At 61.0% G+C, this 25,155-nt stretch carries 30 protein-coding genes and 1 tRNA gene; 17 read left to right on the top strand and 14 right to left on the bottom strand.

All coding sequences use genetic code 11. The features are described from left to right. Window positions 1-4 precede the first annotated feature (4 nt). The 3 genes from AC3RCM_RS10285 (at window position 5) to AC3RCM_RS10275 (ending at window position 3,440) form a co-directional block, all read left to right on the top strand. The gene (locus tag AC3RCM_RS10285) at window positions 5-811 is read left to right on the top strand and encodes an ABC transporter permease (protein WP_003256236.1); all 807 of its coding nucleotides are present in this window, start codon (window positions 5-7) and stop codon (window positions 809-811) included. Between the two features lie 17 nt (window positions 812-828). Then, on the top strand, window positions 829-1,977 hold the full coding sequence (locus AC3RCM_RS10280) for an ABC transporter ATP-binding protein (RefSeq protein ID WP_064490966.1): 1,149 nt from the start codon (window positions 829-831) through the stop codon (window positions 1,975-1,977). A 155-nt stretch (window positions 1,978-2,132) separates the two neighbouring features. Beyond that, window positions 2,133-3,440 (top strand): substrate-binding domain-containing protein, encoded by a 1,308-nt coding sequence (locus AC3RCM_RS10275; protein WP_064490965.1) that lies wholly within the window; start codon window positions 2,133-2,135, stop codon window positions 3,438-3,440. Between the two features lie 132 nt (window positions 3,441-3,572). On the opposite strand, the gene gorA is transcribed toward AC3RCM_RS10275, so the two are convergent. The 5 genes from gorA to AC3RCM_RS10250 all read right to left on the bottom strand — a co-directional run bounded on the left by gorA (window position 3,573) and on the right by AC3RCM_RS10250 (window position 8,100). Beyond that, window positions 3,573-4,928 (bottom strand): glutathione-disulfide reductase, encoded by a 1,356-nt coding sequence (gorA, locus tag AC3RCM_RS10270; RefSeq protein ID WP_064490964.1) that lies wholly within the window; start codon window positions 4,926-4,928, stop codon window positions 3,573-3,575. 97 nt (window positions 4,929-5,025) lie between these two features. Beyond that, window positions 5,026-5,865 (bottom strand): UTP--glucose-1-phosphate uridylyltransferase GalU, encoded by an 840-nt coding sequence (gene galU / locus AC3RCM_RS10265; RefSeq protein WP_010954649.1) that lies wholly within the window; start codon window positions 5,863-5,865, stop codon window positions 5,026-5,028. Between the two features lie 236 nt (window positions 5,866-6,101). Further along, the gene (locus AC3RCM_RS10260) at window positions 6,102-7,016 is read right to left on the bottom strand and encodes a c-type cytochrome (RefSeq protein WP_492629566.1); all 915 of its coding nucleotides are present in this window, start codon (window positions 7,014-7,016) and stop codon (window positions 6,102-6,104) included. After that, window positions 7,013-7,663: a c-type cytochrome gene (locus tag AC3RCM_RS10255; protein ID WP_004576587.1), complete on the bottom strand. Its 651-nt coding sequence runs from the start codon at window positions 7,661-7,663 to the stop codon at window positions 7,013-7,015. The genes AC3RCM_RS10260 and AC3RCM_RS10255 overlap by 4 nt, the downstream gene beginning before the upstream one ends. A 77-nt stretch (window positions 7,664-7,740) precedes the next feature. Further along, window positions 7,741-8,100, bottom strand: coding sequence for a hypothetical protein (locus AC3RCM_RS10250; protein WP_019438771.1), 360 nt, complete (start codon window positions 8,098-8,100; stop codon window positions 7,741-7,743). Window positions 8,101-8,259: 159 nt separating this feature from the next. Between AC3RCM_RS10250 and AC3RCM_RS10245 the strand changes: the two genes are divergently transcribed. The 8 genes from AC3RCM_RS10245 to csrA all read left to right on the top strand — a co-directional run bounded on the left by AC3RCM_RS10245 (window position 8,260) and on the right by csrA (window position 14,022). Then, a complete protein-coding gene (locus AC3RCM_RS10245; protein WP_003250918.1) occupies window positions 8,260-8,562 on the top strand; it encodes a DUF1883 domain-containing protein in 303 nt (100 codons plus the stop codon). Between the two features lie 7 nt (window positions 8,563-8,569). Then, on the top strand, window positions 8,570-8,740 hold the full coding sequence (locus tag AC3RCM_RS10240) for a hypothetical protein (RefSeq protein ID WP_012051910.1): 171 nt from the start codon (window positions 8,570-8,572) through the stop codon (window positions 8,738-8,740). Between the two features lie 51 nt (window positions 8,741-8,791). Next, window positions 8,792-9,877: an NAD(P)H-dependent flavin oxidoreductase gene (locus AC3RCM_RS10235; RefSeq protein ID WP_492629565.1), complete on the top strand. Its 1,086-nt coding sequence runs from the start codon at window positions 8,792-8,794 to the stop codon at window positions 9,875-9,877. 82 nt (window positions 9,878-9,959) lie between these two features. Further along, window positions 9,960-10,718 carry a molybdate ABC transporter substrate-binding protein gene (gene modA / locus AC3RCM_RS10230; protein WP_064492598.1) on the top strand — a complete coding sequence of 253 codons (759 nt, stop codon included), beginning with the start codon at window positions 9,960-9,962 and terminating at the stop codon, window positions 10,716-10,718. Continuing rightward, window positions 10,718-11,398, top strand: coding sequence for a molybdate ABC transporter permease subunit (modB, locus tag AC3RCM_RS10225; RefSeq protein ID WP_010954656.1), 681 nt, complete (start codon window positions 10,718-10,720; stop codon window positions 11,396-11,398). Before modA ends, modB begins: the two co-directional genes overlap by 1 nt. A 1-nt stretch (window position 11,399) precedes the next feature. After that, the gene (gene modC / locus AC3RCM_RS10220; protein ID WP_064492599.1) at window positions 11,400-12,491 is read left to right on the top strand and encodes a molybdenum ABC transporter ATP-binding protein; all 1,092 of its coding nucleotides are present in this window, start codon (window positions 11,400-11,402) and stop codon (window positions 12,489-12,491) included. Between the two features lie 57 nt (window positions 12,492-12,548). Beyond that, window positions 12,549-13,571 (top strand): DNA topoisomerase IB, encoded by a 1,023-nt coding sequence (locus tag AC3RCM_RS10215; RefSeq protein ID WP_492629564.1) that lies wholly within the window; start codon window positions 12,549-12,551, stop codon window positions 13,569-13,571. Window positions 13,572-13,824: 253 nt separating this feature from the next. Next, complete coding sequence (csrA, locus tag AC3RCM_RS10210) at window positions 13,825-14,022, top strand: carbon storage regulator CsrA (protein WP_012051904.1); 198 nt, start codon at window positions 13,825-13,827, stop codon at window positions 14,020-14,022. A gap of 39 nt (window positions 14,023-14,061) precedes the next feature. Here the strand turns inward: csrA and AC3RCM_RS10205 are convergent, their stop codons facing one another. The 4 genes from AC3RCM_RS10205 to AC3RCM_RS10190 all read right to left on the bottom strand — a co-directional run bounded on the left by AC3RCM_RS10205 (window position 14,062) and on the right by AC3RCM_RS10190 (window position 17,398). Further along, window positions 14,062-14,415 carry a response regulator gene (locus AC3RCM_RS10205; protein ID WP_010954660.1) on the bottom strand — a complete coding sequence of 118 codons (354 nt, stop codon included), beginning with the start codon at window positions 14,413-14,415 and terminating at the stop codon, window positions 14,062-14,064. 11 nt (window positions 14,416-14,426) lie between these two features. Next, window positions 14,427-15,872, bottom strand: a complete 1,446-nt coding sequence (locus AC3RCM_RS10200; protein WP_492629563.1) for an ATPase domain-containing protein — start codon at window positions 15,870-15,872, stop codon at window positions 14,427-14,429. Window positions 15,873-15,877: 5 nt separating this feature from the next. Then, window positions 15,878-17,038: a two-component system sensor histidine kinase NtrB gene (locus AC3RCM_RS10195; protein WP_492629562.1), complete on the bottom strand. Its 1,161-nt coding sequence runs from the start codon at window positions 17,036-17,038 to the stop codon at window positions 15,878-15,880. Between the two features lie 84 nt (window positions 17,039-17,122). Beyond that, window positions 17,123-17,398, bottom strand: a complete 276-nt coding sequence (locus AC3RCM_RS10190; RefSeq protein ID WP_064492603.1) for a hypothetical protein — start codon at window positions 17,396-17,398, stop codon at window positions 17,123-17,125. Between the two features lie 199 nt (window positions 17,399-17,597). Here AC3RCM_RS10190 and AC3RCM_RS10185 point away from each other — a divergent pair. Both AC3RCM_RS10185 and AC3RCM_RS10180 read left to right on the top strand, forming a co-directional pair. Beyond that, a tRNA-Leu gene (locus AC3RCM_RS10185) sits at window positions 17,598-17,682 on the top strand. Between the two features lie 104 nt (window positions 17,683-17,786). Continuing rightward, complete coding sequence (locus AC3RCM_RS10180; RefSeq protein WP_010954664.1) at window positions 17,787-18,200, top strand: DoxX family protein; 414 nt, start codon at window positions 17,787-17,789, stop codon at window positions 18,198-18,200. A 1-nt stretch (window position 18,201) separates the two neighbouring features. Here the strand turns inward: AC3RCM_RS10180 and AC3RCM_RS10175 are convergent, their stop codons facing one another. Further along, complete coding sequence (locus tag AC3RCM_RS10175; RefSeq protein WP_020191346.1) at window positions 18,202-18,396, bottom strand: hypothetical protein; 195 nt, start codon at window positions 18,394-18,396, stop codon at window positions 18,202-18,204. Window positions 18,397-18,831: 435 nt separating this feature from the next. Here AC3RCM_RS10175 and adhP point away from each other — a divergent pair, with 435 nt between their 5' ends. The 3 genes from adhP (at window position 18,832) to AC3RCM_RS10160 (ending at window position 20,653) form a co-directional block, all read left to right on the top strand. Continuing rightward, window positions 18,832-19,842, top strand: a complete 1,011-nt coding sequence (adhP, locus tag AC3RCM_RS10170; protein ID WP_064492604.1) for an alcohol dehydrogenase AdhP — start codon at window positions 18,832-18,834, stop codon at window positions 19,840-19,842. A 91-nt stretch (window positions 19,843-19,933) separates the two neighbouring features. After that, a complete protein-coding gene (locus AC3RCM_RS10165) occupies window positions 19,934-20,134 on the top strand; it encodes a DUF6434 domain-containing protein (RefSeq protein ID WP_409320229.1) in 201 nt (66 codons plus the stop codon). A 282-nt stretch (window positions 20,135-20,416) separates the two neighbouring features. Beyond that, window positions 20,417-20,653 (top strand): hypothetical protein, encoded by a 237-nt coding sequence (locus AC3RCM_RS10160; protein WP_003250935.1) that lies wholly within the window; start codon window positions 20,417-20,419, stop codon window positions 20,651-20,653. 31 nt (window positions 20,654-20,684) lie between these two features. Here the strand turns inward: AC3RCM_RS10160 and AC3RCM_RS10155 are convergent, their stop codons facing one another. Further along, on the bottom strand, window positions 20,685-21,056 hold the full coding sequence (locus AC3RCM_RS10155; protein WP_064492605.1) for a MerR family transcriptional regulator: 372 nt from the start codon (window positions 21,054-21,056) through the stop codon (window positions 20,685-20,687). A gap of 72 nt (window positions 21,057-21,128) precedes the next feature. Here AC3RCM_RS10155 and AC3RCM_RS10150 point away from each other — a divergent pair, with 72 nt between their 5' ends. After that, complete coding sequence (locus AC3RCM_RS10150; protein ID WP_492629561.1) at window positions 21,129-22,226, top strand: SDR family oxidoreductase; 1,098 nt, start codon at window positions 21,129-21,131, stop codon at window positions 22,224-22,226. 125 nt (window positions 22,227-22,351) lie between these two features. Here the strand turns inward: AC3RCM_RS10150 and AC3RCM_RS10145 are convergent, their stop codons facing one another. From AC3RCM_RS10145 to AC3RCM_RS10135, 3 genes are all read right to left on the bottom strand, one after another. Next, complete coding sequence (locus AC3RCM_RS10145; RefSeq protein ID WP_010954670.1) at window positions 22,352-22,651, bottom strand: hypothetical protein; 300 nt, start codon at window positions 22,649-22,651, stop codon at window positions 22,352-22,354. Window positions 22,652-22,830: 179 nt separating this feature from the next. Beyond that, window positions 22,831-23,952 carry a DmpA family aminopeptidase gene (locus AC3RCM_RS10140; RefSeq protein WP_492629682.1) on the bottom strand — a complete coding sequence of 374 codons (1,122 nt, stop codon included), beginning with the start codon at window positions 23,950-23,952 and terminating at the stop codon, window positions 22,831-22,833. 85 nt (window positions 23,953-24,037) lie between these two features. Further along, window positions 24,038-25,147 (bottom strand): polyamine ABC transporter substrate-binding protein, encoded by a 1,110-nt coding sequence (locus AC3RCM_RS10135; RefSeq protein ID WP_064492608.1) that lies wholly within the window; start codon window positions 25,145-25,147, stop codon window positions 24,038-24,040. Window positions 25,148-25,155 lie beyond the last annotated feature (8 nt).

The raw sequence follows: 25,155 nt of genomic DNA, 5'->3' as shown, positions 1-25,155 counted from the left end.
CGCCATGCTCCTGTCTCCCAATGCCATGGGCCGCCCGCTGCGCACGGGCCTGTACCTGACCACCGGGGTCATCGCGGCCTTCCTGCTGCTGCCGGTGGTGTTCATCGTGTTGCTGTCATTCGGCTCGTCACAGTGGCTGGTGTTCCCGCCACCGGGCTGGACCTTCAAGTGGTACGGCCAGTTCTTCTCCAACCCGGAGTGGATGGACGCCGCACTGGCCAGCCTGAAGGTGGCCGTGCTGACCACCATCGCCGCTGTGCTGCTGGGCCTGCCCAGCGCATTCGCCCTGGTGCGTGGCCGCTTCCCGGGCCGCGAGCTGCTGTACGGGCTGTTTACCATGCCGATGATCGTGCCGCTGGTGATCATTGCCGTGGCGGTATACGCACTGTTCCTCAAGCTAGGTTACACCGGCACGCTGTTCGCCTTCGTGGTCAGCCACGTGATCGTCGCCCTGCCGTTCACCATCATCTCGATCATCAACTCGCTGAAACTGTTCGACCAGTCGATCGAAGATGCCGCGGTGATCTGCGGTGCCTCGCGCCTGCAGGCGATTTTCAAGGTCACGTTCCCGGCCATCCGCCCCGGCATGATCGCCGGTGGCCTGTTCGCTTTCCTGGTGTCCTGGGATGAAGTGGTGCTGAGCGTGATGATGGCCAGCCCCGACCTGCAGACCCTGCCAGTGAAGATGTGGACCACCTTGCGCCAGGACCTGAGCCCGGTCATCGCCGTGGCTTCGACCTTGCTGATCGGCCTGTCGTTGCTGGTCATGTTCATTGCCGCCGCCTTGCGCCGGCGCACCGAAAACGCCTGAGCGCGGAGAAAACAACAATGAGTGCAGTGATCAAAGACAACGCGCACGGCAAAACCCTGGTCAGCCTGCGCGGCCTGAACAAGCACTACGGCGACTTCACCGCCGTGGACAACCTCGACCTGGAGATCCAGGACGGCGAGTTCCTGACCTTCCTCGGTTCCAGCGGCTCGGGCAAGTCCACCACCCTGTCGATGCTGGCCGGCTTCGAAACACCGAGCAGCGGCGAGATCCTGGTCGACGGCCAGTCGCTGGTCAACGTGCCGCCGCACAAGCGTGACATTGGCATGGTGTTCCAGCGGTATTCGCTGTTCCCGCACCTGAATGTGCGTGACAACATCGCCTTCCCACTGGCCATTCGCAAACTCGGCGCTGCCGAAACCGCCAAGCGCGTCGACGCCATGCTCAAGCTGGTGCAACTGGAACAGTTCGCGCACCGCAAACCCTCGCAAATGTCGGGCGGCCAGCAGCAGCGCGTGGCGATCGCCCGGGCGCTGGTGTACGAGCCGCGCATCCTGCTGATGGACGAGCCGCTCGGCGCGCTGGACAAGAAGCTGCGTGAAGACCTGCAGGACGAACTGCGCCAGTTGCACCGCCGCCTGGGCATCACCATCGTCTACGTCACCCACGACCAGGAAGAAGCCATGCGCCTGTCCCAGCGCATCGCCATTTTCAGCCACGGCAAGATCGTCGGCCTGGGCACCGGTTACGACCTGTACCAGAACCCACCGAATGCCTTTGTCGCATCGTTCCTGGGCAACTCCAACTTCCTGCGGATCAAGGCCAGCAGCAACGGCGCGGGCAGCTTCGAGGGCCAGCCAGTGGCCATTCGCTTGACCCCGGGGCTGGCCGCCTCGCAGGATGCACTGATCATGGTGCGCCCGGAAAAGGCCGTGGCCCTGAGCGCCGAACAGGCCATGCGTGAACCGCTGCCGGCGGGTTGGAACGAGGTCACTGCCAAGGTTGGCGAAGTGCTGTTCCTGGGTGAAAGCCAGACCTGCCATGTGGTGACTGCAGGGGGTACCGAGCTGACCGTGAAGGCACTGTCGGCGGCGGGCATGCCGATGCAGCCGGGCGACAGCGTGAAGGTGCGTTGGGCAGTGGCAGACGCTTGCATTTATACCGAATGGGCCGAGAGCGACCTGAGCAAGTCGGCCGGGGCGCATTAACGCTCTTGTGCGTTGCAGCGCCTGCCAGATCGAGCACCGCCCGCGCGGCACACGATCTGGCAGGCGCTGCACTATTGGAGGCGTACGCCCCGTCACATTATCATCACGCCACTGTCGTAATCTGCCGGCCAACTCTATGCCACAGGTCACCCGGCATGCTCCGCCTGCTTGTCTTGCTGCTCACCCTGCTACCACTCGCGACCCTGGCTGAGCCCCTGCACCTGCGCGTGCAAGGCTCCAACACCATCGGCGCGGCCTTGCTGCCGGCGCTGGTACAGGGGCAATTGCGCGCACAGCAGGCCAACGCCATCGAACAACAGCCGGGCAAGGTGGCCAACGAATGGGTGATCACCGCCCGCGACGGGCACGGCCAGCCCTTGCGCATCGACATTGCCGCCCACGGCTCGAGCACCGGCTTTGTCGCGCTGGGCCGTGGCGACGCGGACCTGGCCGCCGCCTCGCGGCCGATCAACGACAGTGAAGTGCGCCAGTTGCAGGCGCTGGGCGACCTTCGCGCAGCCGGCGCCGAACAAGTGATCGGCCTCGACGGCGTCGCGGTCATCGTCCACCCCGACAACCCAATACCCCAACTGAACATCCGGCAACTGGCGCACATTTTCTCTGGGCAGATCCAGCGCTGGGAACAACTGGGCATACCTGGCGGGGCCATTCATCTGTATGCCCGTGACGACCGTTCCGGCACTTTCGAGACCTTCAAGGCGCTGGTGCTGGAACCTCAGCATGGCGAGCTTTCGGCCAAGGCCAGGCGTTTCGAGTCCAGTGACGAATTGGCGGCACGCGTGGGTACCGACCGCCAGGCCATCGGTTTCAGCAGCCTGGCCGCCGTACACGGGGCCAAGGTGCTGGCGGTGGCCGAAGGCGACGCGCCGGCCCTGCTGCCGGAGCGCGCACGGGTGGCCAGCGAGGACTACCCACTTTCACGGCGCCTGTACTTTTACCTGCCGGCCAACCCCAAGCCCCAGGCCAAGGCCCTGGTCGATTTTGCCCAGAGCCCGGCCGGCCAGGCGATCATCGCCCAGCAGGGTTTCGTTTCGCAGCAGATCAAGGCCCTGTCTGTCGCCCCCCAAAGCGACATGCCACCGCCCTATCGTACCCTGGCCCGGCAGGCGCAGCGGCTGAGTGTGAACTTCCGCTTTCAGGAAGGAAGCGCCAGCCTGGATAACAAGGCCCTGCGCGACGTACAGCGGGTGACAGAGTACCTGCGCCAGGCCGGGAAGCTGCAGGGCAAGGCAGTGCTGGTGGGGTTCGGCGACCCCAAGGAAACCCCTGGGCGCGCAGCCCTGCTCTCCCGCCTACGTGCGCAAGCGGTGCGCCGCGAACTGGCGCGCGGTGGCGTGGAGGTGCTGCAGGTGACCGGGATGGGCGATGAACTGCCAGTGGCCGGGAATGAACTGGAGCAAGGCCGGCTGCGCAACCGGCGGGTCGAGGTGTGGGTGTATTGACCCGGCCTTGCCCCCCCCTGAAGCAGCCTTGTGCTGCAACGAGGCCCGAATGACAGAAACATTCCGGTGTCAGCAAGGACCTCGTAGCAGCGCAAGGCTGCGTCTACAGGCTGTACAGCAGGCTCCGCGTCATCAGCGGGTGACGGTGCGCATGGTCACGAACTCTTCAGCCGCCGTCGGGTGCACGCCGATGGTTTCGTCGAACTGCTGCTTGGTGGCACCGGCTTTAAGCGCAATGCCCAGGCCCTGAATGATTTCGCCAGCGTCAGGCCCGACCATGTGGCAGCCCAGCACCTTGTCGGTCTCGGCATCGACCACCAACTTCATCAGGGTCTTTTCCTGAATGTCGGTCAGGGTCAGCTTCATGGCCCGGAAGCGGCTTTCGAATACCTGCACCTTGTGCCCGGCCTGCAGCGCCTGCTCTTCGGTCAAGCCTACGGTACCGATGGGTGGCTGGCTGAACACCGCAGTGGGGATGTTCTGGTAATCCACCGGGCGGTACTGCTCGGGTTTGAACAGGCGCCGCGCCACGGCCATGCCTTCAGCCAAGGCCACTGGGGTCAACTGCACACGGCCGATCACATCGCCAATGGCGAGAATCGAGGGCGCGGTGGTCTGGTACTGCTCATCGACCCGGATGTAACCGCGCTCATCCAGCTCGACGCCGGTGTTCTCCAGGCCCAGATTGTCCAGCATCGGGCGCCGGCCGGTGGCATAGAACACACAGTCGGCTACCAGCTCGCGGCCGTCCTTGAGCGTGGCTTTCAGGCGACCATCTTCAAGCTTGTCGATGCGCTGGATGTCGGCGTTGAACTGCAGGTCGAGGCCGCGTTTTTCCAGCTCTTCCTTCAGGTGGGTGCGCACCGAGCCGTCGAAGCCGCGCAGGAACAGGTCGCCACGGTACAGCAGTGTGGTGTCGGCCCCCAGGCCCTGGAAGATGCCGGCGAATTCGACGGCGATATAACCCCCACCCACCACCAGCACGCGGCGCGGCAGGCCCTTGAGGTAGAAGGCTTCGTTGGAGGTGATGGCCAGTTCCTTGCCAGGAATGTCCGGAACCTGCGGCCAGCCACCGGTAGCGATGAGGATATGCTCGGCGGTGTAGCGCTGACCGTCCACTTCCACTTCGTTGGCACCCGTCAGACGCGCGTGGCCCTGCAACAGGGTCACCCCGCTGTTGACCAGCAGGTTACGGTAGATGCCGTTAAGGCGCTCGATTTCCCGATTCTTGTTGGCAATCAGGGTACCCCAGTCGAAATGCCCCTCTTCCAACGTCCAGCCGAAACCCGCGGCTTGCTCCAGCTCATCGGCAACGTGCGCGCCGTATACCAGCAGTTTTTTCGGCACACAACCGACGTTGACGCAGGTCCCCCCCAGGTAGCGGCTTTCAGCCACTGCCACTTTTGCGCCAAAACCGGCAGCAAAACGCGCTGCGCGCACACCACCGGACCCGGCGCCAATCACGAACAGATCAAAATCGAAGGCCATGTATTCACTCTCCCAGGCAGGCGTCCAGCATACCGCCGTTGGCCGCCGCAAACAAAAAAGCCACCCCGAAGGATGGCTTTGAGGCCAGCAGGGCTTATCAGTAAGCCTTGCCAGTCTTGTAGTAGTTCTCGAAGCAGAAGTTGGTCGCGTCGATGTAGCCTTCGGCGCCACCGCAGTCGAAACGCTTGCCCTTGAACTTATAGGCAATCACGCAGCCATCCTTCGCCTGCTGCAGCAGGGCATCGGTGATCTGGATTTCACCGCCTTTGCCTGGCTTGGTGTTGGCGATGATGTCGAAGATATCCGGGGTCAGGATGTAACGGCCGATGATCGCCAGGTTCGAAGGCGCGTCTTCCGGGGCCGGTTTTTCGACCATATTGGTCACACGGAAGATGTCGTCGCGGATCATCTCACCGGCGATCACACCATACTTGTTGGTTTCCTGCGGGTCGACTTCCTGGATGGCGACGATCGAGCAGCGGTACTGTTTGTACAGCTTGACCATCTGAGTCAGTACGCCGTCACCTTCCGGGTTGACGCACAGGTCGTCCGCCAGCACCACCGCGAACGGCTCGTCGCCGATCAGTGGGCGGCCAGTGAGAATGGCGTGGCCGAGGCCCTTCATTTCGGTCTGGCGCGTGTACGAGAAGGAGCACTCGTTGAGCAGACGACGAATACCGACCAGGTATTTTTCCTTGTCGGTGCCCTTGATCTGGTTTTCCAGCTCGTAGCTGATGTCGAAGTGGTCTTCCAGGGCGCGCTTGCCGCGCCCGGTAACGATGGAGATCTCGTTCAGACCCGCATCCAATGCTTCTTCAACGCCATACTGGATCAGTGGCTTGTTGACCACCGGCAGCATTTCCTTGGGCATGGCTTTGGTAGCAGGCAAGAAGCGCGTGCCGTAGCCGGCTGCCGGGAACAAGCATTTTTTGATCATATACGTCCTTACAAAAGGCTAGGCCTGTGGAATTCGGCGCAGTCTAATCAGGCGGCAGTCACCTTACAATGCCCCCGATAACGACCGTTGCCATCATAGAGATATCCCAGTGTAGATAGTTCCGGGGGATCGTAAATATTGCTGTCATACATGACCGTTGGATGACAGGGAAATCAGCGTGCCGGTGGCGGCCTCTCCGACGGGCTCACGCGCCAAGAGGCCGCCACCGGCTTACCTCAGCTACCCGTCCCTTGTCCGATCAGCACCCCATCAACCTGCTGACCATACAGGTTAACCCCATCATTGGCATGAAACTTCACCCGCGTCTTCTCGATGGATCCCTCTACCAACCGCGGGTCCTGTGGCCGCTCATGGCGGTTGATCCACGCCGCCACATCCCAGGCCTGCTGATCGCTGAGGCTGCCCGGCTTGCCAAGCGGCATGTTGTACTTGATGAACGACGCCGCGGTATTGATGCGGTGCATGCCGGCCCCCCAGTTGTAGGAGTCCTTGCCCCAAAGCGGCGGCATTACGTACTCGCCTGCGACCTTTTGCCCTTCACCGTTATCGCCATGGCAAATCGCGCATTGTTCACGGTAAACCTGCTGGCCGCGCTTGAAGTCATAACCGCCCTTGGGTTGTGCCACCTCCGGATAACCACGTCCGGCAATCTCCACACCGGTCGGCGCCTTGGTCGACAGCCAGTATGAATACACCGCCAATGCCGTCATCTGCGGGCTGTCAGCGGCCGGCGGCTTGCCGTTCATGCTGAACTGAAAACACCCTTGGATACGCTCGGCGAAGGTGTTGACCTTGTCATTCTTCTTGCGATAGGCCGGGTACATCGGGTAGGCCCCCCACAGCGGCGCCGAGTGCGCCAACCGCCCCTGATCGAGGTGGCAGTTACTGCAGTTCATGCCGTTGCCCACCGCCTCGGGCATCAGTCGGCGGGTGTCGACGAACAAGGCGTGGCCTTCACGCACCATTTTGCCAAAGGCATTATCGGGCAACTCACGCTCAGCAGGCGGCACGAACTGCGGTGCTGCCTGCACACCGGGAACCTTCAACTGCGACTGGTCTTCCATGGCGATCGGCGTGGCCTGGGCGCTGCCCACGGTCAGCAGCAACAAGGCGGGAATCAGGGTTTTCATGGCGTGACCTCCTGGCTGGCGGGGCGGGCGAAGAACTCGGCAACGGCCTTGATCTCCTCATCGGTCATGGCCTTGGCCACGCCGACCATCAGCTGGTTGGGGTCATTGCTGCGGCTGCCGTCGCGCCAGGCATTGAGCTGTGCCACCAGGTAACTGGCGGGCTGGCCGGCCAAGGGCGGGAAGTGTTCGCCCACCCCGCCGCCACCCGGCCCGTGGCATTGCACGCAACCAGGAATCTGCCGGCTCCAGTCGCCGTACAGGGCCATGCGGGTAGTCGGGTCATCGGCAATCTGCTGGCGGTGCAGGTCGCCAGCGGGCGCTGCCGGCAGGCTGGCCAGGTAGGTACTGACGGCCTTGATTTCGTCGTCGCTCAGGGCCTTGGCCAAAGGTTCCATCACTGGCTGCTTGCGGCTGCCGTTGCGCCAGTCCTGCAACTGCTTGGCAAGATAACCGGCCGGTAGCCCAGCCAAACGTGGAAAGCCGGCAGCCGCAATGCCATTGCCGTCCGGGCCATGGCAACCCAGGCAGGCCATGGCGGCGGGGTTGGCCCCACCCTGGGTGAAGACCTTCTGACCCTCAGCGGCATGTGCCGTGGGCCAGATCAGGATCAGCAAGCTGCCGATCATCACGCGTCTCAACGGTGTCATCACGAATCTCCTTTTCTTTTGTTATATGTTTAGGCTTAAAACATATAAGCAGAGAAAGGAGGACCCGTTGCTTCAGATCAACTTCCGGAGATGCACTGCGTTGCGGCAGTGCGCACATCGCCAAGGCGCAGCGGGAAGTTATTCAGCCGCTCGTGCAGTTTGATGCTGCTGCCGCTGCCGCGCTTGTCGATATCCACCAACGCCGCCGGGCCGGCACCTGAGGTGATTTTCTGCGGTACGATCAGCCGCAGGCCATCGCCACGCTGCTCTTCGGTCAGCGGGTCACGCGTATCGGCAAGCTTCTCCTTTACGCAGTCGGCATAGGCGCGTGGGCTCTTGCCAGAGATCACATCCATCGTTTCACGCGATTGCTCCAGCTCCGCGACGCTCACGCAGCCACCGAGCGTCACCGACAACGCCGCCACCATCCACTTCATTTGCTGCACCTCTGCCTTCAAGAATTCGCTTCGACCACATCCAGGCGGTTTTGCTCCCTGCTTTGGCAGAATTATCTACACCCGGCGATCAACGCGGCAGTGTAACGGCACATCGTGGTATCTTTTGCTTTTGCAGATCCAAACCTTGCGGAGCATCACATGAAATTCGTACACCAGCGCGAGCACCTCAACGAGGACGATATTGTCGTCATCGAGTGCTCCCAGCGCTGCAATATCCGCCTGATGAACGACGCCAACTTCCGCAGCTTCAAGAACGGCGGCCGTCATACCTACCACGGCGGCCATTTCGAGAAGTTTCCGGCGAAGATCACCGTACCCAGCACCGGCTTCTGGAACATCACCATCGATACCGTCACCACTCGCCCGATCTCGGTCACCCGCAAGCCAACGCTGACCCACAAGATCAAGATCATCCGTCGCTCGTCGTCGAAACTCAGATAAGGCCACCATGACCCAGACCATCAAGTACGTCATCAAATACAAGCTCGACGGCCAGCGTCGCTGGGATTTCGCGCTGATGCCCGATGCCTCGCAAGAGCAAGCCCTCGAGGCCCTGCGCAAGATCCACGGCGAAGACGCCGAGAAAATCAGCGACATCCAGGTCAGCAAGGCCCTGTAAGACTCGCCGCAAGCCCCCGCCGCATCGCGCGCCCCACGCAAGGAGAATCGCATGAGCCATTGGCCCGACCGCCGTATCCTCGACCTGCTGGGCATCGAGCTGCCCATTCTGCAGGCACCCATGGCGGGGGCGACCGGCTCGGCCATGGCCATTGCCGTGGGCCTGGCAGGTGGCTTGGGCGCCCTGCCCTGCGCCATGCTCAGCGGCGAACAAGTGCGCGCCGAGATCGCTGCATTCCGCGCCGGCTGCCCAGGGCGCCCGCTGAACCTGAACTTCTTCTGCCATCAGCCGCCAGCGCCCGATGCCGAGCGCGATGCGCGCTGGAAGCAGGCACTTGAGCCTTATTACAGCGAAGTGGGCGCCGCTTTCCCGGCGCCCACGCCGGTGTCAAACCGTGCGCCTTTCGACGAGCAGAGCTGCCTGCTGGTCGAAGCGTTGCGCCCGGAGGTGGTGAGCTTCCACTTCGGCCTGCCGCAGGCCGAACTGTTGCAGCGGGTAAAGGCCAGCGGTGCCAAGGTACTGTCCAGCGCCACGACCGTGGAAGAAGCGGTCTGGCTGGAGCGACATGGCTGCGATGCGATCATCGCCATGGGTTACGAAGCCGGTGGCCATCGCGGCATGTTCCTCAGCGATGACATCACCAGCCAGATAGGCACCTTCGCGCTCGTACCGCAGGTGGCCGATGCCGTCGGCGTGCCGGTGATTGCCGCCGGTGGTATCGGCGACCACCGCGGGCTGTTGGCGGCACTGGCCCTGGGTGCCTCGGCAGTGCAGATCGGCACGGCTTACCTGTTCTGCCCCGAGGCCAAGGTGTCGCCAGCGCATCGCCAGGCGCTGGACAGCGCGCCTGCCAGCGACACTGCCCTGACCAACCTGTTCACCGGCCGCCCGGCGCGCGGCATCAACAATCGCCTCATGCGCGAGCTGGGGCCGATGAGCGAGCTTGCACCGCGCTTCCCGCTGGCGGGCGGGGCACTGATGCCTTTACGGGCAATCACCGATCCGCAGGGTAATAGTGATTTCAGCAATCTGTGGTCGGGGCAGGCGTTACGGCTGGGCCGGCACATGCCGGCGGGTGAACTGACCCGGGAGATTGCCGGTAAGGCATTGGCAGTGATCGGTCACCAGGCATTCTGACAGGCAGGCATGGCCTCTTCACGGCCAATGGTTTATCGCTATATAGTTAAGGCTATAACGATAATCTCAAGGAGCTGTCTTCATGCGTATCCGCTCGCCCCAGCTGGTCATCACTGCCCTGGCCAGCCTGCTCGGCTTCAACACTGCCTGGGCCGACGAAGTCCAGGTCGCGGTCGCAGCCAACTTCACAGCCCCTGTCCAGGCCATCGCCAAGGACTTCGAAAAAGACACCGGCCACAAACTGATCGCGGCCTACGGCGCCACCGGGCAGTTCTACGCGCAGATCAAGAACGGTGCACCGTTCGAAGTGTTCCTCGCCGCTGACGACACCACCCCCAAGAAGCTGGAAGCAGAAAAGGAAACCGTACCTGGCTCACGCTTTACCTACGCCATCGGCACTCTGGCCTTGTGGTCTGCGAAGGAAGGCTACGTAGATGCCAAGGGTGAAGTGCTGAAAAAGAACGAATACAAACACCTGTCCATCGCCAACCCGAAAGCGGCACCTTACGGCCTGGCCGCCACCCAGGTACTGGACGGGCTGAAGCTCACCGAGGCCACCAAAGGCAAGATCGTCGAAGGCCAGAACATCACCCAGGCCTTCCAGTTCGTCTCCACCGGCAACGCCGAGCTGGGCTTCGTCGCTCTTTCGCAGATCTACAAGGACGGCAAGGTAACCCATGGCTCGGCCTGGATCGTGCCGTCCAACCTGCACGACCCGATCCGCCAGGACGCCGTCATCCTCAACAAAGGCAAGGACAATGCGGCCGCCAAGGCACTGGTCGAATACCTCAAGGGCCCAAAAGCCGCAGCGGTGATCAAATCCTATGGTTATGAACGCTGATGCCACTCGATGCCAGTGACCTGGGCGCCATCTGGCTGACCGTAAAACTGGCCAGCCTGACCACCCTGATCCTGCTGATCATCGGCACACCGGTCGCCTGGTGGCTCGCGCGCACGCGCTCTTGGCTGCGCGGGCCGGTGGGTGCGGTGGTGGCACTGCCGCTGGTACTGCCACCGACGGTGATCGGCTTTTACCTGTTGATCGCCCTTGGCCCGCACGGCTGGCTTGGTCAGGCCACCCAGGCGCTAGGCCTGGGCAGTGTGGTGTTCAGCTTCACAGGCCTGGTGATTGGCTCGACGGTGTACTCCATGCCGTTCGTGGTGCAACCCCTGCAGAATGCCTTTGGCGCGATCGGCCAGCGCCCCCTGGAAGTCGCCGCTACCCTGCGCGCCAGCCCATGGGATACCTTCGTTCATGTGGTGCTGCCGCTGGCCCGCCCTGGCTTCGTCACTGCCAGCATCCTCGGCTTTGCCCACACGGTGGGCGAGTTTGGCGTCGTACTGATGATCGGCGGCAACATCCCCGACAAGACTCGCGTGGTTTCGGTGCAGATTTTCGATCACGTCGAAGCCATGGAGTATTCGCAAGCCCACTGGCTGGCCGGGGCCATGCTGGTGTTCTCTTTCCTGGTGCTGCTCCTGCTGTACGCTGGACGCCGCGGCAAAGCTGGCTGGAGCTGAGATGACCGCATCGATTGTGGCGCACCTGAAACTGGCACGCGACGACTTTACCCTGGACGTCAACCTGCACCTGCCCGGGCGCGGCATCAGCGCGCTGTTCGGCCACTCTGGCTCCGGCAAGACCAGTTGCCTGCGCTGCCTGGCCGGGCTGGAACGGGCCGCCAGCGCCTATATCGAAGTCAACGGCGAAGTCTGGGAAGACAGCACCCGTGGCTACTTCCAGGCACCGCACCTGCGCCCGGTGGGCTACGTGTTCCAGGAAGCCAGCCTGTTCCCGCACCTGTCGGTGCGCGGCAATCTGACGTTCGGCTGGCGCCGGGTAGCGCCCGCTGAACGCAAGGTCAGCCTCGACCAGGCGTGCCAACTGCTGGGTATCGGCCACTTGCTGGACCGCCGCCCGGCAACCCTGTCGGGTGGCGAGGCGCAGCGGGTGGGTATTGCCCGCGCCCTGCTCAGCAGCCCGCGGCTGTTGTTGATGGACGAGCCGCTGGCAGCCCTCGACGGCCCGCGCAAGCGCGAGATACTGCCCTTCCTGGAGCGCCTGCACGACGAACTGGACATCCCTCTGATATATGTCAGCCACGCCCAGGATGAAGTCGCGCGGCTGGCCGACCACCTGGTGTTGCTGGAACAAGGCCGGGCGATCGCCAGCGGCCCGATCGGCGAAACCCTGGCTCGCCTTGACCTGTCGCTGGCCCAGGGCGACGACGCCGGCGTCGTGTTCGAAGGTAGGGTGGTTGGGCACGACCCGCATTACGGCCTGCTGGACCTGCGCCTGCCCGGCAGCAGCGGGCCGCTGCTGCGCATCACCCACGCGGCGCAGGTGATGGGCAGTACCCTGCGCGTCAAGGTGCAGGCCCGGGATGTCAGCCTGGCACTGGCGGCGGACAGCGCATCGAGCATCCTCAACCGCCTGCCAGTGCGTGTGCGCGAGAGCTGCCCGGCAGCCAACCCTGCGCATGTGCTGGTCAGCCTGGATGCTGGCGGCAATGCCCTGCTTGCACGCATCACCCGCTTCTCGGCAGACCAGCTCGGTTTGCACACGGGGCAGATACTGTTCGCCCAGATCAAGTCGGTGGCCCTTTTGGGTTGAGCATCCTTAGCGCGCGTATTGTCCATTGATCAGTGACCTGATCGAGGCCCGCCGCCCATGCTTGACTGCCCCCTGCCGCGCACCCTGCACTACGTTGACGACAGTCAGCCGGGCCTGACCCGTCGGCGCTGGCGCGACCGTTTCATCTACCTGGATGCCGATGGCCAACGGGTACGCGACAGCGAAACCCTTGCGCGCATCGCCGCATTGGTGATCCCCCCGGCCTACACGAATGTGTGGATCTGCGCCGATCCGCAAGGCCACCTGCAAGCCACCGGCCGCGATGCCCGTGGCCGCAAGCAGTACCGCTACCACGCACAGTGGCGCGAACTGCGCGACCAGCACAAATACGGGCGCATGCTTGCGTTCGCCCAAGCCCTGCCAAAGCTGCGCACACAGCTGGAAGCCCACCTGGCGCGGCCAGGGCTGGACCGGGAAAAAGTCATGGCGCTGGTGGTGAGCCTGCTGGACCACACCCTGATCCGCATCGGCAACGAGCGCTACCTGCGCGATAACCGGTCGTACGGATTGACCACCCTGCGCAATCGCCATGTGCAGGTCAAAGGCAGCACTATTCGCTTCCAGTTCCGCGGCAAGCGCGGCGTCGAACACAACGTCACCCTCAACGACCGGCGCTTGGCCAACCTGCTCAAGCGCTGCATGGAACTGCCTGGGCAGGCACTGTTTCAGTACCTGGATGAAGATGGCCAGCGCCATAGTGTCGGCTCCAGCGAGGTCAATCAGTTTCTGCGGCAGTTGACCGGTGCCGACTTTACTGCCAAGGACTATCGCACCTGGGCCGGCAGCAGCCTGGCATTGAACCTGCTGAAGCCCTTGGCCTGGGAGCCGGAGAGTGAAGCCAAACGTCAGGTCGCCGCAATAGTCCGCCAGGTAGCCACGCGCCTGGGCAATACGCCGGCAGTGTGCCGGCGCTGCTACATCCACCCGGCAGTTCTGGAGCACTATGCCTTGGGGCGCCTGGCCAATTTGCCGAAAAACCGTGTGCGCAAAGGCCTGGACCCGGAGGAAGTGGCCTTGCTGTTGTTTCTTCAGGCACTCGAGGAACAGGAGGACCATTGAGCTTGTCTATTCAGCCCATGATGCGAAGAAATTTCCCATTAGCCGCCAACCCCCCTATTCTTGCCAGCGAGCACCTTGGCCGACAAACCGTTGACGGTTTGATTTGGCACCTGCAACTGAAGACACGCAACAGAATTTGTCTGTCGGGGAATTACTATCCGCCGAAAGCGTCTTTAATGAGAAGGAAGAGGGACAAGCTCCCGCCGCCGCGGCAACTAGCCCAGCGGACTTATACATCACCAAGGAGAACTACATGCTGATACTCACCCGTAAGGTTGGCGAAAGCATCGTCATCAACGATGACATCAAAGTCACCATTCTGGGCGTCAAAGGGATGCAGGTGAGGATCGGTATCGATGCACCGAAAGATGTTCAGGTCCATCGAGAAGAGATCTTCAAACGCATCCAGGCCGGCAGCCCGGCTCCGGAGAAACACGAAGACTCACACTGAGCGTCACCCGAGGGGCATGGATGCGCTCGACCGCCAGCCTCAGGTGCCTATTAACTGATGCACCGTGGCGATCATCTCATCCATGTCGAACGGTTTGTCGAATATTGCGGCAAACAGGGCCGGGCATCCTTGGCTGGCCTGTGCGCCGCTCATGAGGATGACCGGCAACTCGCTTAACGCCGGGTCCTCGCGGATGGCACGCGCCAACTCCTCACCGTTGAGTAGCGGCATCATGTAGTCGGTAATCACCAGCTGCACGCGTTTTTCCTTCAACGCCTCCAGTGCCTTGCAGCCATTGCTCGCCTTTTCCACCAGGAAACCTTCGTCCTCCAGGGCAAACCCGAGGATATCGGCGATCAGGTATTCGTCATCGACAATCAGGATGGTGTTCATCGGCTCGTCCGTCACCCGCTCTCCTGCGGCGTCGGCGTTCCCGAAAGCACACCGCAGGCACCTTCGAACGCCTTGCGCAAGGTAATGCCTTGCGGCCCGATCAGCAGCTCGTGCAAGGCCGGGTCATGGTGACTGTCACGCACCTTGAGGACCGACAGCATGCGCCGTAGTTGCGAGTCCAGTTCGACAAAGCGCATCAGCATAAGGTTGTCGACGATACTCGACAGGTCCGGCGCGGGGGCGCTGATTTCCGCGCCGAAGATGTCGCGCATCTCCCAGGTCAGCATCACGCTGACATCGCGCGCGCGCAACTCACCCGCCAGCGCGCGGAAAAACGCATTTAGCCGCGTCGGGTCAATAGCCAGGCGGCTGAATGCGCCAAGGCTGTCGATCACCACGCGCTTGCTGCCCTGCGCCGCTACACGCTCCAGTAGTCGCGCGCCAACCTGGTCCAGCAAGCCCTCTGTGGTCGGCTGCCAGCACAGCTGCAAGCTACCGCCCTTCTCCATCGCGGCAAAATCGTAACCGAGCGAAGCGGCCTTGCTGCGCAGGCGTTCGGGGGTTTCGTAAAAACCGAAATGCAACCCCGGCGCCTGCGGGGTGCTGGCACCCAGAAAGGCCAGGGCCAATGATGTCTTGCCAATCCCCGAAGGCCCCATCAACAGGCTGACTGACCCGGTGGCCAAGCCACCGCCAAGCATTTCATCGAAGGTTGGTACGCCGCTGCTGATACGCGCCAAAGTGCCACTGCCCAATTGGCTGGGGTGGCTGAACAACGCTTCCAGGCGAGGATAGACCTGCATGCCGGACTCATCGATAAGGCATTCGTGACGCCCCGACAACGCACCACTGCCGCGGGTCTTGCGCAATTGGACATGGCGCACGGCGCGGCTGCCGACCAGTTGCTCACCCAGTTCGATCACGCCATCGACCATGGTGTGTTCCGGGCTGCCCTCGTCGAGCCGGGCACTGGTCAGCAACAGTACGGTGCACCCGGCGAAGGCCGCATGCCCCTGCAGCTCAGAGACGAACTTCTTGGTGTCCAGTGCGGTTTCCGCACGTACCCGGGCATTGAGCACACCGTCGACGATCAGCAGGCTGGCCTGTTGCCGGGCAATTTCCTGGCGCAGCAACCGCACCACCGCATCCAGCCCGTCCTGCTCAAGGGTATCAAAGGCGCTGACGAACTGGATTTTGTCACCGACCAGCGCCGGGTCGAAGAAGTCCAGCGTGGACAGGTACTGGAACAAGCGTTCGTGCGACTCGCTCAGCAAAGTGGCCACCAGCACGCGACCACCGCCACGCACGTGGCCGCAGGCCAGCTGATTGGCGAGGATGGTCTTACCGGCCCCCGGCGGCCCCTGGATAATGTAGGAGGCGCCAGCTATCAGGCCACCCTTGAGCAACGCGTCGAGCCCGTCGATCCCCGTTACCAGCCGCTTCAGTGCCTGTGCCATGTTGTCTACCTGTCGAGTGGGCTATCCGTCTGGTCCTGATACATTGGCAAGTACAGTCGCATGCAAGTTCCCCGGCCAGGCTTGCTGTCGACACAAATGGCACCGCCACTTTGCCGGGCGAAACCATAGACCTGGCTGAGCCCCAGGCCTGTACCCTTGCCGAAAGGCTTGGTGGTGAAAAACGGCTCGAAGATACGCGGCAGTATCTCTGTGGGTATGCCTTCGCCGCTGTCTTCCACCTCGAAGCGCACGAAGCTGCCCTTCAGCCCTTCAACTTCGCCGAACAGCTCGACCACATCGACAGTCAGGCTGATGCGGCCATGCCCGTCGATGGCATCACGGGCATTGAACAACAGGTTGAGCAACACCATCTGCAGTTGCCCGGCATCCACCTCGATCAACGGCAGGTCCGGTTGCAGCAACACCTTCAAGTCAATCGAGCCTGGCAATGCATGTTCAAGCAGGCCACGCGTAGCGTTAACCAGGTCTGCCGGGGCAACGCTGGCCACATCGAACTTGCGGTGACGGGCAAAACTGAGCAGTTGCTGGGTCAGTTCGGTGCCGCGTTGGCTGGCATCGAGGATGTGCTGCAACATGCGCTGGGTGCGTGCCGGGTCCTGGGTGGACAGCGCCAGACGCGCCGAGCTGATGATGATGGTCAACATGTTGTTGAAGTCGTGCGCCAGACCACCGGTCAACTGGCCGAGGGCTTCAAGCTTCTGCGCCTGGAACAGCTGGGCGCGCATTGCGTCGAGCTGCAGCGCCGTCTCTCGACGGTCAGTGATATCGCGTGTCACCTTGGCCAGGCCAATGATCTGGCCATTTTCATCACGGATCACATCCAGTGCCGCCAAGGCCCAGAACTGCGTGCCGTCCTTGCGCACCCGCCAGCCTTCGTCCTGCGCCACACCCTGCTCCAGCGCCTGGCACAGCAGGCGCTCAGGGCGGCCATCCGCACAATCCTGCGGCGTGAAAAACAACGAAAAGTGCTTACCGATCACTTCATCTCTACGGTAACCCTTGATCCGTTGCGCGCCGGCATTCCACGACACCACATGGCCAGAAGGGTCGAGCATGTAGATGGCATAATCCACCACCGACTGAACCAGCTGTTCGTAACGATGGGCGGGCATGACGGAAGCGTCGAGGCAGTCAGCTGAAACCATGCAAACTCCACTGGCACAGCAGGAGGGAGAAAATGAGCGTAGCCCGGAGTGTCTGCCAGTAGACAGCTGAACGACTACAGGCAGTCAGCGTTCCGGCTCGGCCAGTGTCGGGCTGATGCATCGCGGCATGGCCACTTTCAGCAACCACAGGCTGAGCAGCATGATCATACCACCGCCGGCCAGGGCCAACATACGCTGCTGCTGTGAGTGCTCCGCATCGAAGCCCAGCAACAACAGATAACTGCCCAGGCTGATCAGGCTGATGTAAAGAAATGCAGCCAGCACGAGCACCTGCGCGAACAACAGCCGCCAGAATAACCGTGGACGCACCACACCTTCACCAACTCGGCCCTGAGTCATTACGCAACACTCTTGGATCCAATGATGGGCAACAGTGGCGTAACGACAGCACGGTGTCAATTGCCGGTTCGATCACCCTTCTATCTGTTGATCATAGGCGCTGCAGTTGACTCAACTATAACAATGGGTTATAAAGCGCGCTTGATTGCGAAGCCCTTCTGCTTAGAAGCGAGCTGGTCGTTGCGACCCCTTCAAGCGTGCGAGTGTGGTGGAATTGGTATACACAGCAGACTTAAAATCTGTCGGCGTGAGCCTTGCGGGTTCGAGTCCCGCCACTCGCACCAAACTTCGTTGAAAAGGCGCCCTCGCGGCGCCTTTTTGCTGCCTGACAGCAATGTCTGGCGCAGCTGCTAAAGTGGAGCTTGTCCCCGTCCACTGGAACGCCGCCATGCGCTACTCCCTGTTCGATGGTCAACGCGACATCATTATCCTGATCGCCCGCGTACTGCTGATGGTCCTCTTCGTCTTGTCTGGGTGGGCCAAGCTGACCGGCTTCGATGGCACGGTAGGCTACATGACCTCGCTCGGCGCCCCCGCCCCGATGCTGGCAGCTGGGATTGCCGTCATCATGGAGTTCCTCGTCGCAATCCTGTTGATCCTCGGTTTCTACACACGGCCGTTAGCCTTTCTGTTCGCGCTGTTCGTGCTGGGCACGGCGCTGCTGGGCCACCCATTCTGGAACATGGTCGACCCCGAGCGCAGCGCCAACATGACCCAGTTTCTGAAAAACCTCAGCATCATGGGCGGCCTGCTGTTGCTCGCGGTAAGCGGGCCCGGGCGGTTCTCGGTGGATGGCCGCTGAGTCAGTCGTCGCAGTCGTCGAACCAGGCTGGGTGATCGCGCTCTTCGTCATCGAGGTCATCCAGCGTTTCCTCGTCTTCCTCCACTTCATCCTCGGCGCCTTGGGCATCTGCCTCGGGCTCCATGTCGTCATAGAGAAATTCGTGGTCAAGCAGGTGATCGTGCTCGGGTTCGTGCAGGTCGTCTTCGTCGCGCATGCTGGCTCCTGGGATAATGGCAGGCCTGTATAGGCTGATCAGGGTGCCGGGTCAATGCGTGGTCGCTTAATCCTGGGTTAACCGGACCGGCGCAACCTGCAGGCTCTCCCTTCAAACGTCTTTTGCCCGCCTTCCATGGCGGGCTTTTTTATGACCCTGCGCACTTCATTGCAGATGATGACAGCCTCATGACCTGACCTTCACGAAATGTCGACATCCGGATGGGCACACTGGCCCTGCTCCGTATGTTCTTGCAGCCCGCCGCATCCTTGCCGCGGGCTTTTCTTTTTTCCGCAAAGGCCAGCCAGGCATACGCAGGTATTTTGTGGAAGCGCCCACCTTGACCATGACCTGAAGCAGTTTTGCCTGGCCCGGCAAGGTCTATGCTGTCCCGACGATCACCCAAGCTCACATCGGATAGACACGGAGGCTCTCATGAAAGCTGCTGTCGTTGCACCAGGCCGTCGCGTGGACGTGATAGAGAAAACCCTGCGCCCTCTCGAACACGGCGAAGCGCTGCTGAAGATGCAGTGCTGCGGTGTGTGCCACACCGACCTGCACGTCAAAAATGGCGACTTTGGTGACAAGACCGGGGTAGTACTGGGCCACGAAGGTATTGGCGTGGTCCAGGAAGTTGGCCCAGGCGTCACCTCGCTCAAGCCAGGCGACCGAGCCAGCGTTGCCTGGTTCTACCAGGGTTGCGGACATTGCGAATACTGCAACAGCGGCAACGAGACCCTGTGCCGCGACGTGAAGAATTCCGGTTACACCGTGGACGGCGGCATGGCGGAGGCCTGCATCGTCAAGGCCGACTACTCGGTTAAAGTGCCCGACGGCCTCGACTCCGCTGCCGCCAGCAGCATTACCTGCGCCGGCGTCACGACCTACAAGGCAGTGAAAATCTCCAACGTCCGCCCCGGCCAATGGATCGCCATCTACGGGCTCGGCGGCCTGGGCAACCTGGCCCTGCAATATGCCAAGAATGTGTTCAACGCCAAAGTCATCGCCATCGACGTCAACGAAGAGCAACTGCGCTTCGCCAGCGAGATGGGCGCGGATCTGGTCGTCAACCCGCTCAACGAAGACGCCGCGAAGGTCATTCAGGCCAAGACCGGTGGCGCACATGCTGCCGTCGTTACTGCCGTGGCCAAAGGCGCGTTCAACTCAGCTGTCGATGCCTTGCGCGCTGGCGGGCGACTGGTGGCCGTCGGGCTTCCGTCGGAGTCCATGGACCTGAATATTCCCCGCCTGGTGCTTGATGGGATCGAAGTGGTGGGCTCGCTGGTAGGTACACGCCAGGACCTGCAGGAAGCCTTCCAGTTTGCCGCTGAAGGCAAAGTGGTGCCCAAGGTGACGCTGCGACCGATCGAGGATATCAACCAGATCTTTGACGAGATGCTGGAGGGCAAGATCAAAGGCCGGATGGTGATACAGTTCGAAGGCTGACAGGCCGAGCCAGGTCATGTAGAACCACAGCAAAGCCCGTAGATGACCCTCTACGGGCTTTTTGCCTTCTCAATTGTCAAAGGAACAGACCATGACCGTCGACTGGCACGCCGGGCCGATTAGCCGTACGACTCCACTGGACAAGCATTACCGCAACACGCAGAAGGTTCGTCAGTTTCTGCTCAGCGAGTGCGGCGCGGCATTCAAGTTCGACCGTGGACTCATGCTTTGGATCAAGAGGGGTACCCCATCAACCATGGGTGACGTCGCGGACGAATGGCTACGGAGGTAAGGGTGAAGCCCTGTATCTGACGGCTGGAGGCAGGCCTTGCCTGCAGCCGTTGCTTTCAGCATCTTGTCCAACGATTCAACCATGCTGGAATAATCCATTTCCTGACTCCCTCGATGGTGGAATTGGCTTGAGCCCAACCCTAGACTGCGAACATTTCAATATTTGATGAGCAAACCTGGAAATATCACTCATCCTTCATGCTGAAGACCGACGCCCGCGAGGTGTTGTTCAAGAAAAGTGCTCAACCTGCAATGGCGAGCCTGTGCATATGAGGAGATCGGCATGTCCATTCGAAGCTTGGCGAAGAACCTGCCGCCAGACCCTTCGCGGGAAGGCTGGGTCATCGGATGGGGGGTCCTGAGAGACCGACACCCATGGCATTTCGTCGACGTTTATGCTGACCAGAAAACGGCCATGGCAGAGGCGCAGCGCAGAGGCGACGGCTACGTGGTGGAATTCGGCTCGCACCGCTTGGGGACGCATGAATTTATCTGCGGTGTAACCTTACCTGAAGGCTGACGCTCGATCGAAAAGGGTCATGGACCGGACTTCAGGGAATTATCTGCCCATTGGCAATAGCACTGGCTTCGAGCTTGGCACGCTCGGCGTCCAGAAAAACATAAGCGGCTTGTAGCGTGTTGATCTTCGTTTGAATCTCGGCCATCTTGGCGGCGACCAAGACGGCGCCTTGCGCGCAATCGATCGTGTTCCCCCGCCTGGCCACAAGAATGTCCCCAATCTCAGCAAGTGAAAAGCCTCCGCCCTGGGCACTCTGTATGAAAGCCAAGTCAGCAACGGTCTGTTCACTGTAACTGCGATAGTTGTTGGCTTGTCGGTGTGGCTCGATAAGCCCGAGCTGTTCGTAATAGCGCAATGTATGGCGGCTGAGCCCACTCCGGCGCTCCAACTCTCCAATATTCACGTTAAAAATCCTTGACTGTAGAGCAGGCTCTACACCTTAGCCTGCGCCCATCATTCAAACAAGGGTTCAAACATGAGTGTGGAGTGCTTTGTCACCGGCGGCAGCGGCTTTGTGGGGCAACATTTGCTGGCCGGTCTTACTGCGCAAGGGCACAAGACCTGGGTGCTGATGCGCAGCCCCGGTAACATCGAACGCCTTAAGGAGCAGGTAGGCCAACTGGGGGGTAACCCTGAGTATATCCATGCCGTTGAAGGCGATATCAGCCAGGAGGGGCTTGGCCTCAGCGAAGCAGACAAAGAACGCGTCACTTCGGCCGCTGTATTTTTCCATCTCGCGGCGCAATTTTCCTGGGGGCTGACAGCGGAGCGCGCCCGCACAGTCAATGTCCAAGGTGCTCTGAGAGTGGCCAGGCTTGCGGCCAGCCAGCGCATCCGATTGCTCATGGTAGGCGGCTTCATGCTGCAAAACCTCAACCACCTTGCCAGTATCGGGGTTGATATTCAGTGCCCTGAAAACACCAACTGGCCCGCGGTCTACGCCCGTGTAGGCGGCTACGAAGGCAGCAAACTCGAGTCCCATTTTGCAGTCATCCGCTATATGCAAGACGCGGATGCGGATTACACGATTGTTCACCCTGCTACGGTGTGCGGCCACAGCGAGAACGGGCATATCCTGGACGGACAACCGCTTGCCGAACTCATTCGCAATCTGGCACAAGGCCGGTTCAAAGCTATTCCCGGTTCCGCCAGTCACTGGTTGCCATTGGTCAGCGTCGATTATCTGGTGAACATGATGACTTGCGTGGCGTTCGACCCCTCCATGGCCAACCGGCAAGTTCTGGCGCTGTATGAGCGAACACCGAACTTGCAGGGAATGCTTGGGCAGATCGCAGACACGCTAAAGATCAAGGCACCCCGCCGCCATATACCCATAGGGTTGCTCAGGTCGATATTGACGATTCCGGGACTGGCGACCCGCTTGGCGATCAGCGCCGAGTCATTGAACTTTATTCAGACGCAGCGCTTCGACATGGGAAACAGCAGGCAATTGGAGCGCAAGTACCAGTTTACGCATCCCGACATGACACAAGCCCTGGAAAACACGGTGCGCTATGTCAACGGCTCCTTGATGAAAGAATCCAAAAGTGGGGGCGCTGGCCAGCGAGGATGACGGGCCAGGCTGATGATGCCCACTCTGTCGGATAGCTGGAAGTGTGGCGACGCAGGCATTTCACGCACTGCGTCTTCGCTGATGTCAGTAAGTCGCCGCTCGACCTCCGGCGCTGCGCGCCTCTGCTATTTCGAGGCAGCCAGAAAGCCTGCCGCAGGCGCACCTTCAGCGGCGACACGTCGGGCTCGGCCAACGCCCCACGCCAGTGCCCTGGTCATCGACTCGCCAGGGCGAGAATCGAAGGCCTCTTCAAGGATAGCCATGCCACCAGGGGCGTACACCCCGATGAACATCTGCGTTTTGCCTGTCCGCGACAGCCGCGTCTGAACGTCAATGTATGTCCCATCGTCGAGTGTCTCGTCGTGAGTTCGGTGATGAAGCGTCGGGTCAGCCCAGGCCCAGAAAACATCACCGCGTATTCTCATGAGACGCTCCTACGACTTTAGTTGTAGTCAGGTGGTTTATTGCCACCATAGCGAACGTGCAGTTTTACGCAAATTCGTCTGACTCATCTGTGAGCTGAATCGGACAATCGGCTATTCAGCAGCCCCGGCAAAGACTCAACGCTTGTCGTGAAGCTCCGGGGGCCATGCGAAGAGATCAGTTAACCATTCGCCGCTCCCGGCCAGCCGGCTTGATGCAAGGCTTTGAGCAGCGTCTCACAATCCAGTCCCGGTACTGCATGGCCGTTGCCTTCGGCGGTGTCAGCGGCTAGTAAGGCGTTGATGATGGCTTCTTCCACCGCTTCGGTGGCGGCAAGAAACAACTCGCTGATATGGTCGTTGTTGACCATGCTAAGGTTGTCGGTGGTCGGCGCGCGCTTACTTTCGTAAGCTGCCGGCGGCACATGATTACCGGTGGAGAAGGCGATGAAAATGTCACCGCTGTGGTCTTCGTTACCACCACCGGTGCGGGCGAGACCGATGCTGGCGCGTTGTGCCAGGCGCGTACATTGGTGTGGCAGCAACGGCGCATCGGTGGCCAGGCAAACGACTATCGAACCCATGCCCGGGTGCGGCAGCGAAGCCTTAAGGAACGGGGAGTCAGCCTGTTCCATGTAGCGTCCCACCGGATAGCCGTCGACGCGCAGTTCGTTACGGATGCCGTGGTTCGCCTGGACAATGGCGCCAACAGTCCAACTGCCCTGAGTGCTACTCAGGCGCCGCGATGCAGTGCCGACACCGCCCTTGAATTCGTGGCAGATCATGCCGCTGCCACCACCGACCGCGCCCTCGATAACGGGCCCAATTACAGCATTACTCAGGGCTTCGGCCACATGCTCGTGCTTCACATGAAAACCGTTGATGTCGTTGAGCAGCCCGTCATAGGTCTCCAGCACCACCGGCATGTTCCAGTAGATACGGCCGTCATCCGGTTGTTGTTCACGGTCCAGCACAATCAGTGCATCGCGCACCACACCCAGGCTGTGGGTGTTGGTGAAGGCGATGGGACTGGTCAAAAGACCCGCTTCGCGAATCCACTCCAGACCGGTTGCGTCGCCGTTGCCGTTCAACACATGGACGCCGGCAAAGCACGGTTGCTGGCTGGTGGAACCGACACGCGGCTCGATGATTGTTACCCCAGTCAGGATGTCGCGGCCGTTGGCGGTGCGTCCTCGCACATTGCTGTGACCGACCCGAACGCCCGGCACATCGGTGATGGCGTTGAGGGGACCGGGTTGCAGTTGGCCGAACTGAATATTCAGGTCACGGGCACGTGGCTTCATCGTGTCTTTCATGATCTCTCGCTCTTGTTTTGGTTTGTTTCATGACTGGGGTTTGGTCAATCATCAGCAGAACCGGGTCTGCCAATTAATTGCCGGTCTTGACTGTGTTCCACGCACGGGTCCGAATGCGCTCCAGCTTCAGCGGCAGTGGCTCCAGGGGGAAAAGCGTGGACAGCACATCCTTGGACGGATATACCCCAGGATTGTCGCGGATCTTCTTCTCTACAAGCGCAGTGGCATCCTTGTTCGCGTTCGGATAGCTCAGGTAGTTGGATGACTCAGCAATGACATCGGGGCGCAACATGTAGTTGATGAAGGCCAACCCTTGCTCCGGGTTCGGCGCATCGTTGAGCTGCACCATACTTTCCACCCACACCGGGGCACCTTCGCGTGGGATGCTGTAGACAAGGTTTCGATGGTTGCCAGCCAACTCGGAGGCTTTCTGCGCGTCGGAGACACCGCCCGCCCAGCCCAGCACGACGCAGACGTTGCCATTGGCGAGATCAGAGATGAACTTGGAAGAATCGAAGTAGGCAATATGGGGGCGCAGCTTCAGCAGCAGTTCCTGAGCTTTTTTGTAATCGTCCGGGTTATGGCTGTTGTATGGCAGTCCAAGGTAGTGCAGTGCGATGGGAATAACCTCGCCAGGCGCGTCCAGCATGGCCACACCGCATTGACGGAGTTTGGCTAGATTTTCTTCCTTGAAAATCAAGTCCCAGGAATTGACTGGCGCATCGGGGCCGAGTAGTGACTTAACCTTGTCCGCGTCATAGCCGATGCCAGTGGTCCCCCACAAATAAGGGGCCGCGTAGCTGTTTCCGGGATCATTGCTCTGCAACTTGGCGAGGACGTCGGGATCGAGATGGGACCAGTTGGGTAACTTGGAGCGATCCAGTCTTTTCAGCACGCCGGCTTTGATCAGGTTCGGTAGCAGGTCGGCACTGGCAACCACAACGTCATAACCACTGCGGCCAGCCATCAGTTTGCTTTGCATGACCTCACTGTTGTCGAACACGTCGTACACCGCGCTGACGCCTGCTTCTTTCTGGAAGTCTTTCACCGTGTTCGGGGCAATGTAGTCATACCAGTTGTAGATATGGACACTTGGCTTTTGAGCGTCACCGGCCTCGGCGCAAACCACGCCAAAACTGAACAGAGAGACCAGCGCGAATTGCATGTAACGAATCCGTTTCATGGGGATGC

Source organism: Pseudomonas sp. GW823-FHT05G12, from assembly GCF_058795575.1.
The sequence above is the reverse complement of the archived record's forward strand: the minus strand, read 5'-3'. Positions and strand labels throughout refer to the sequence as shown.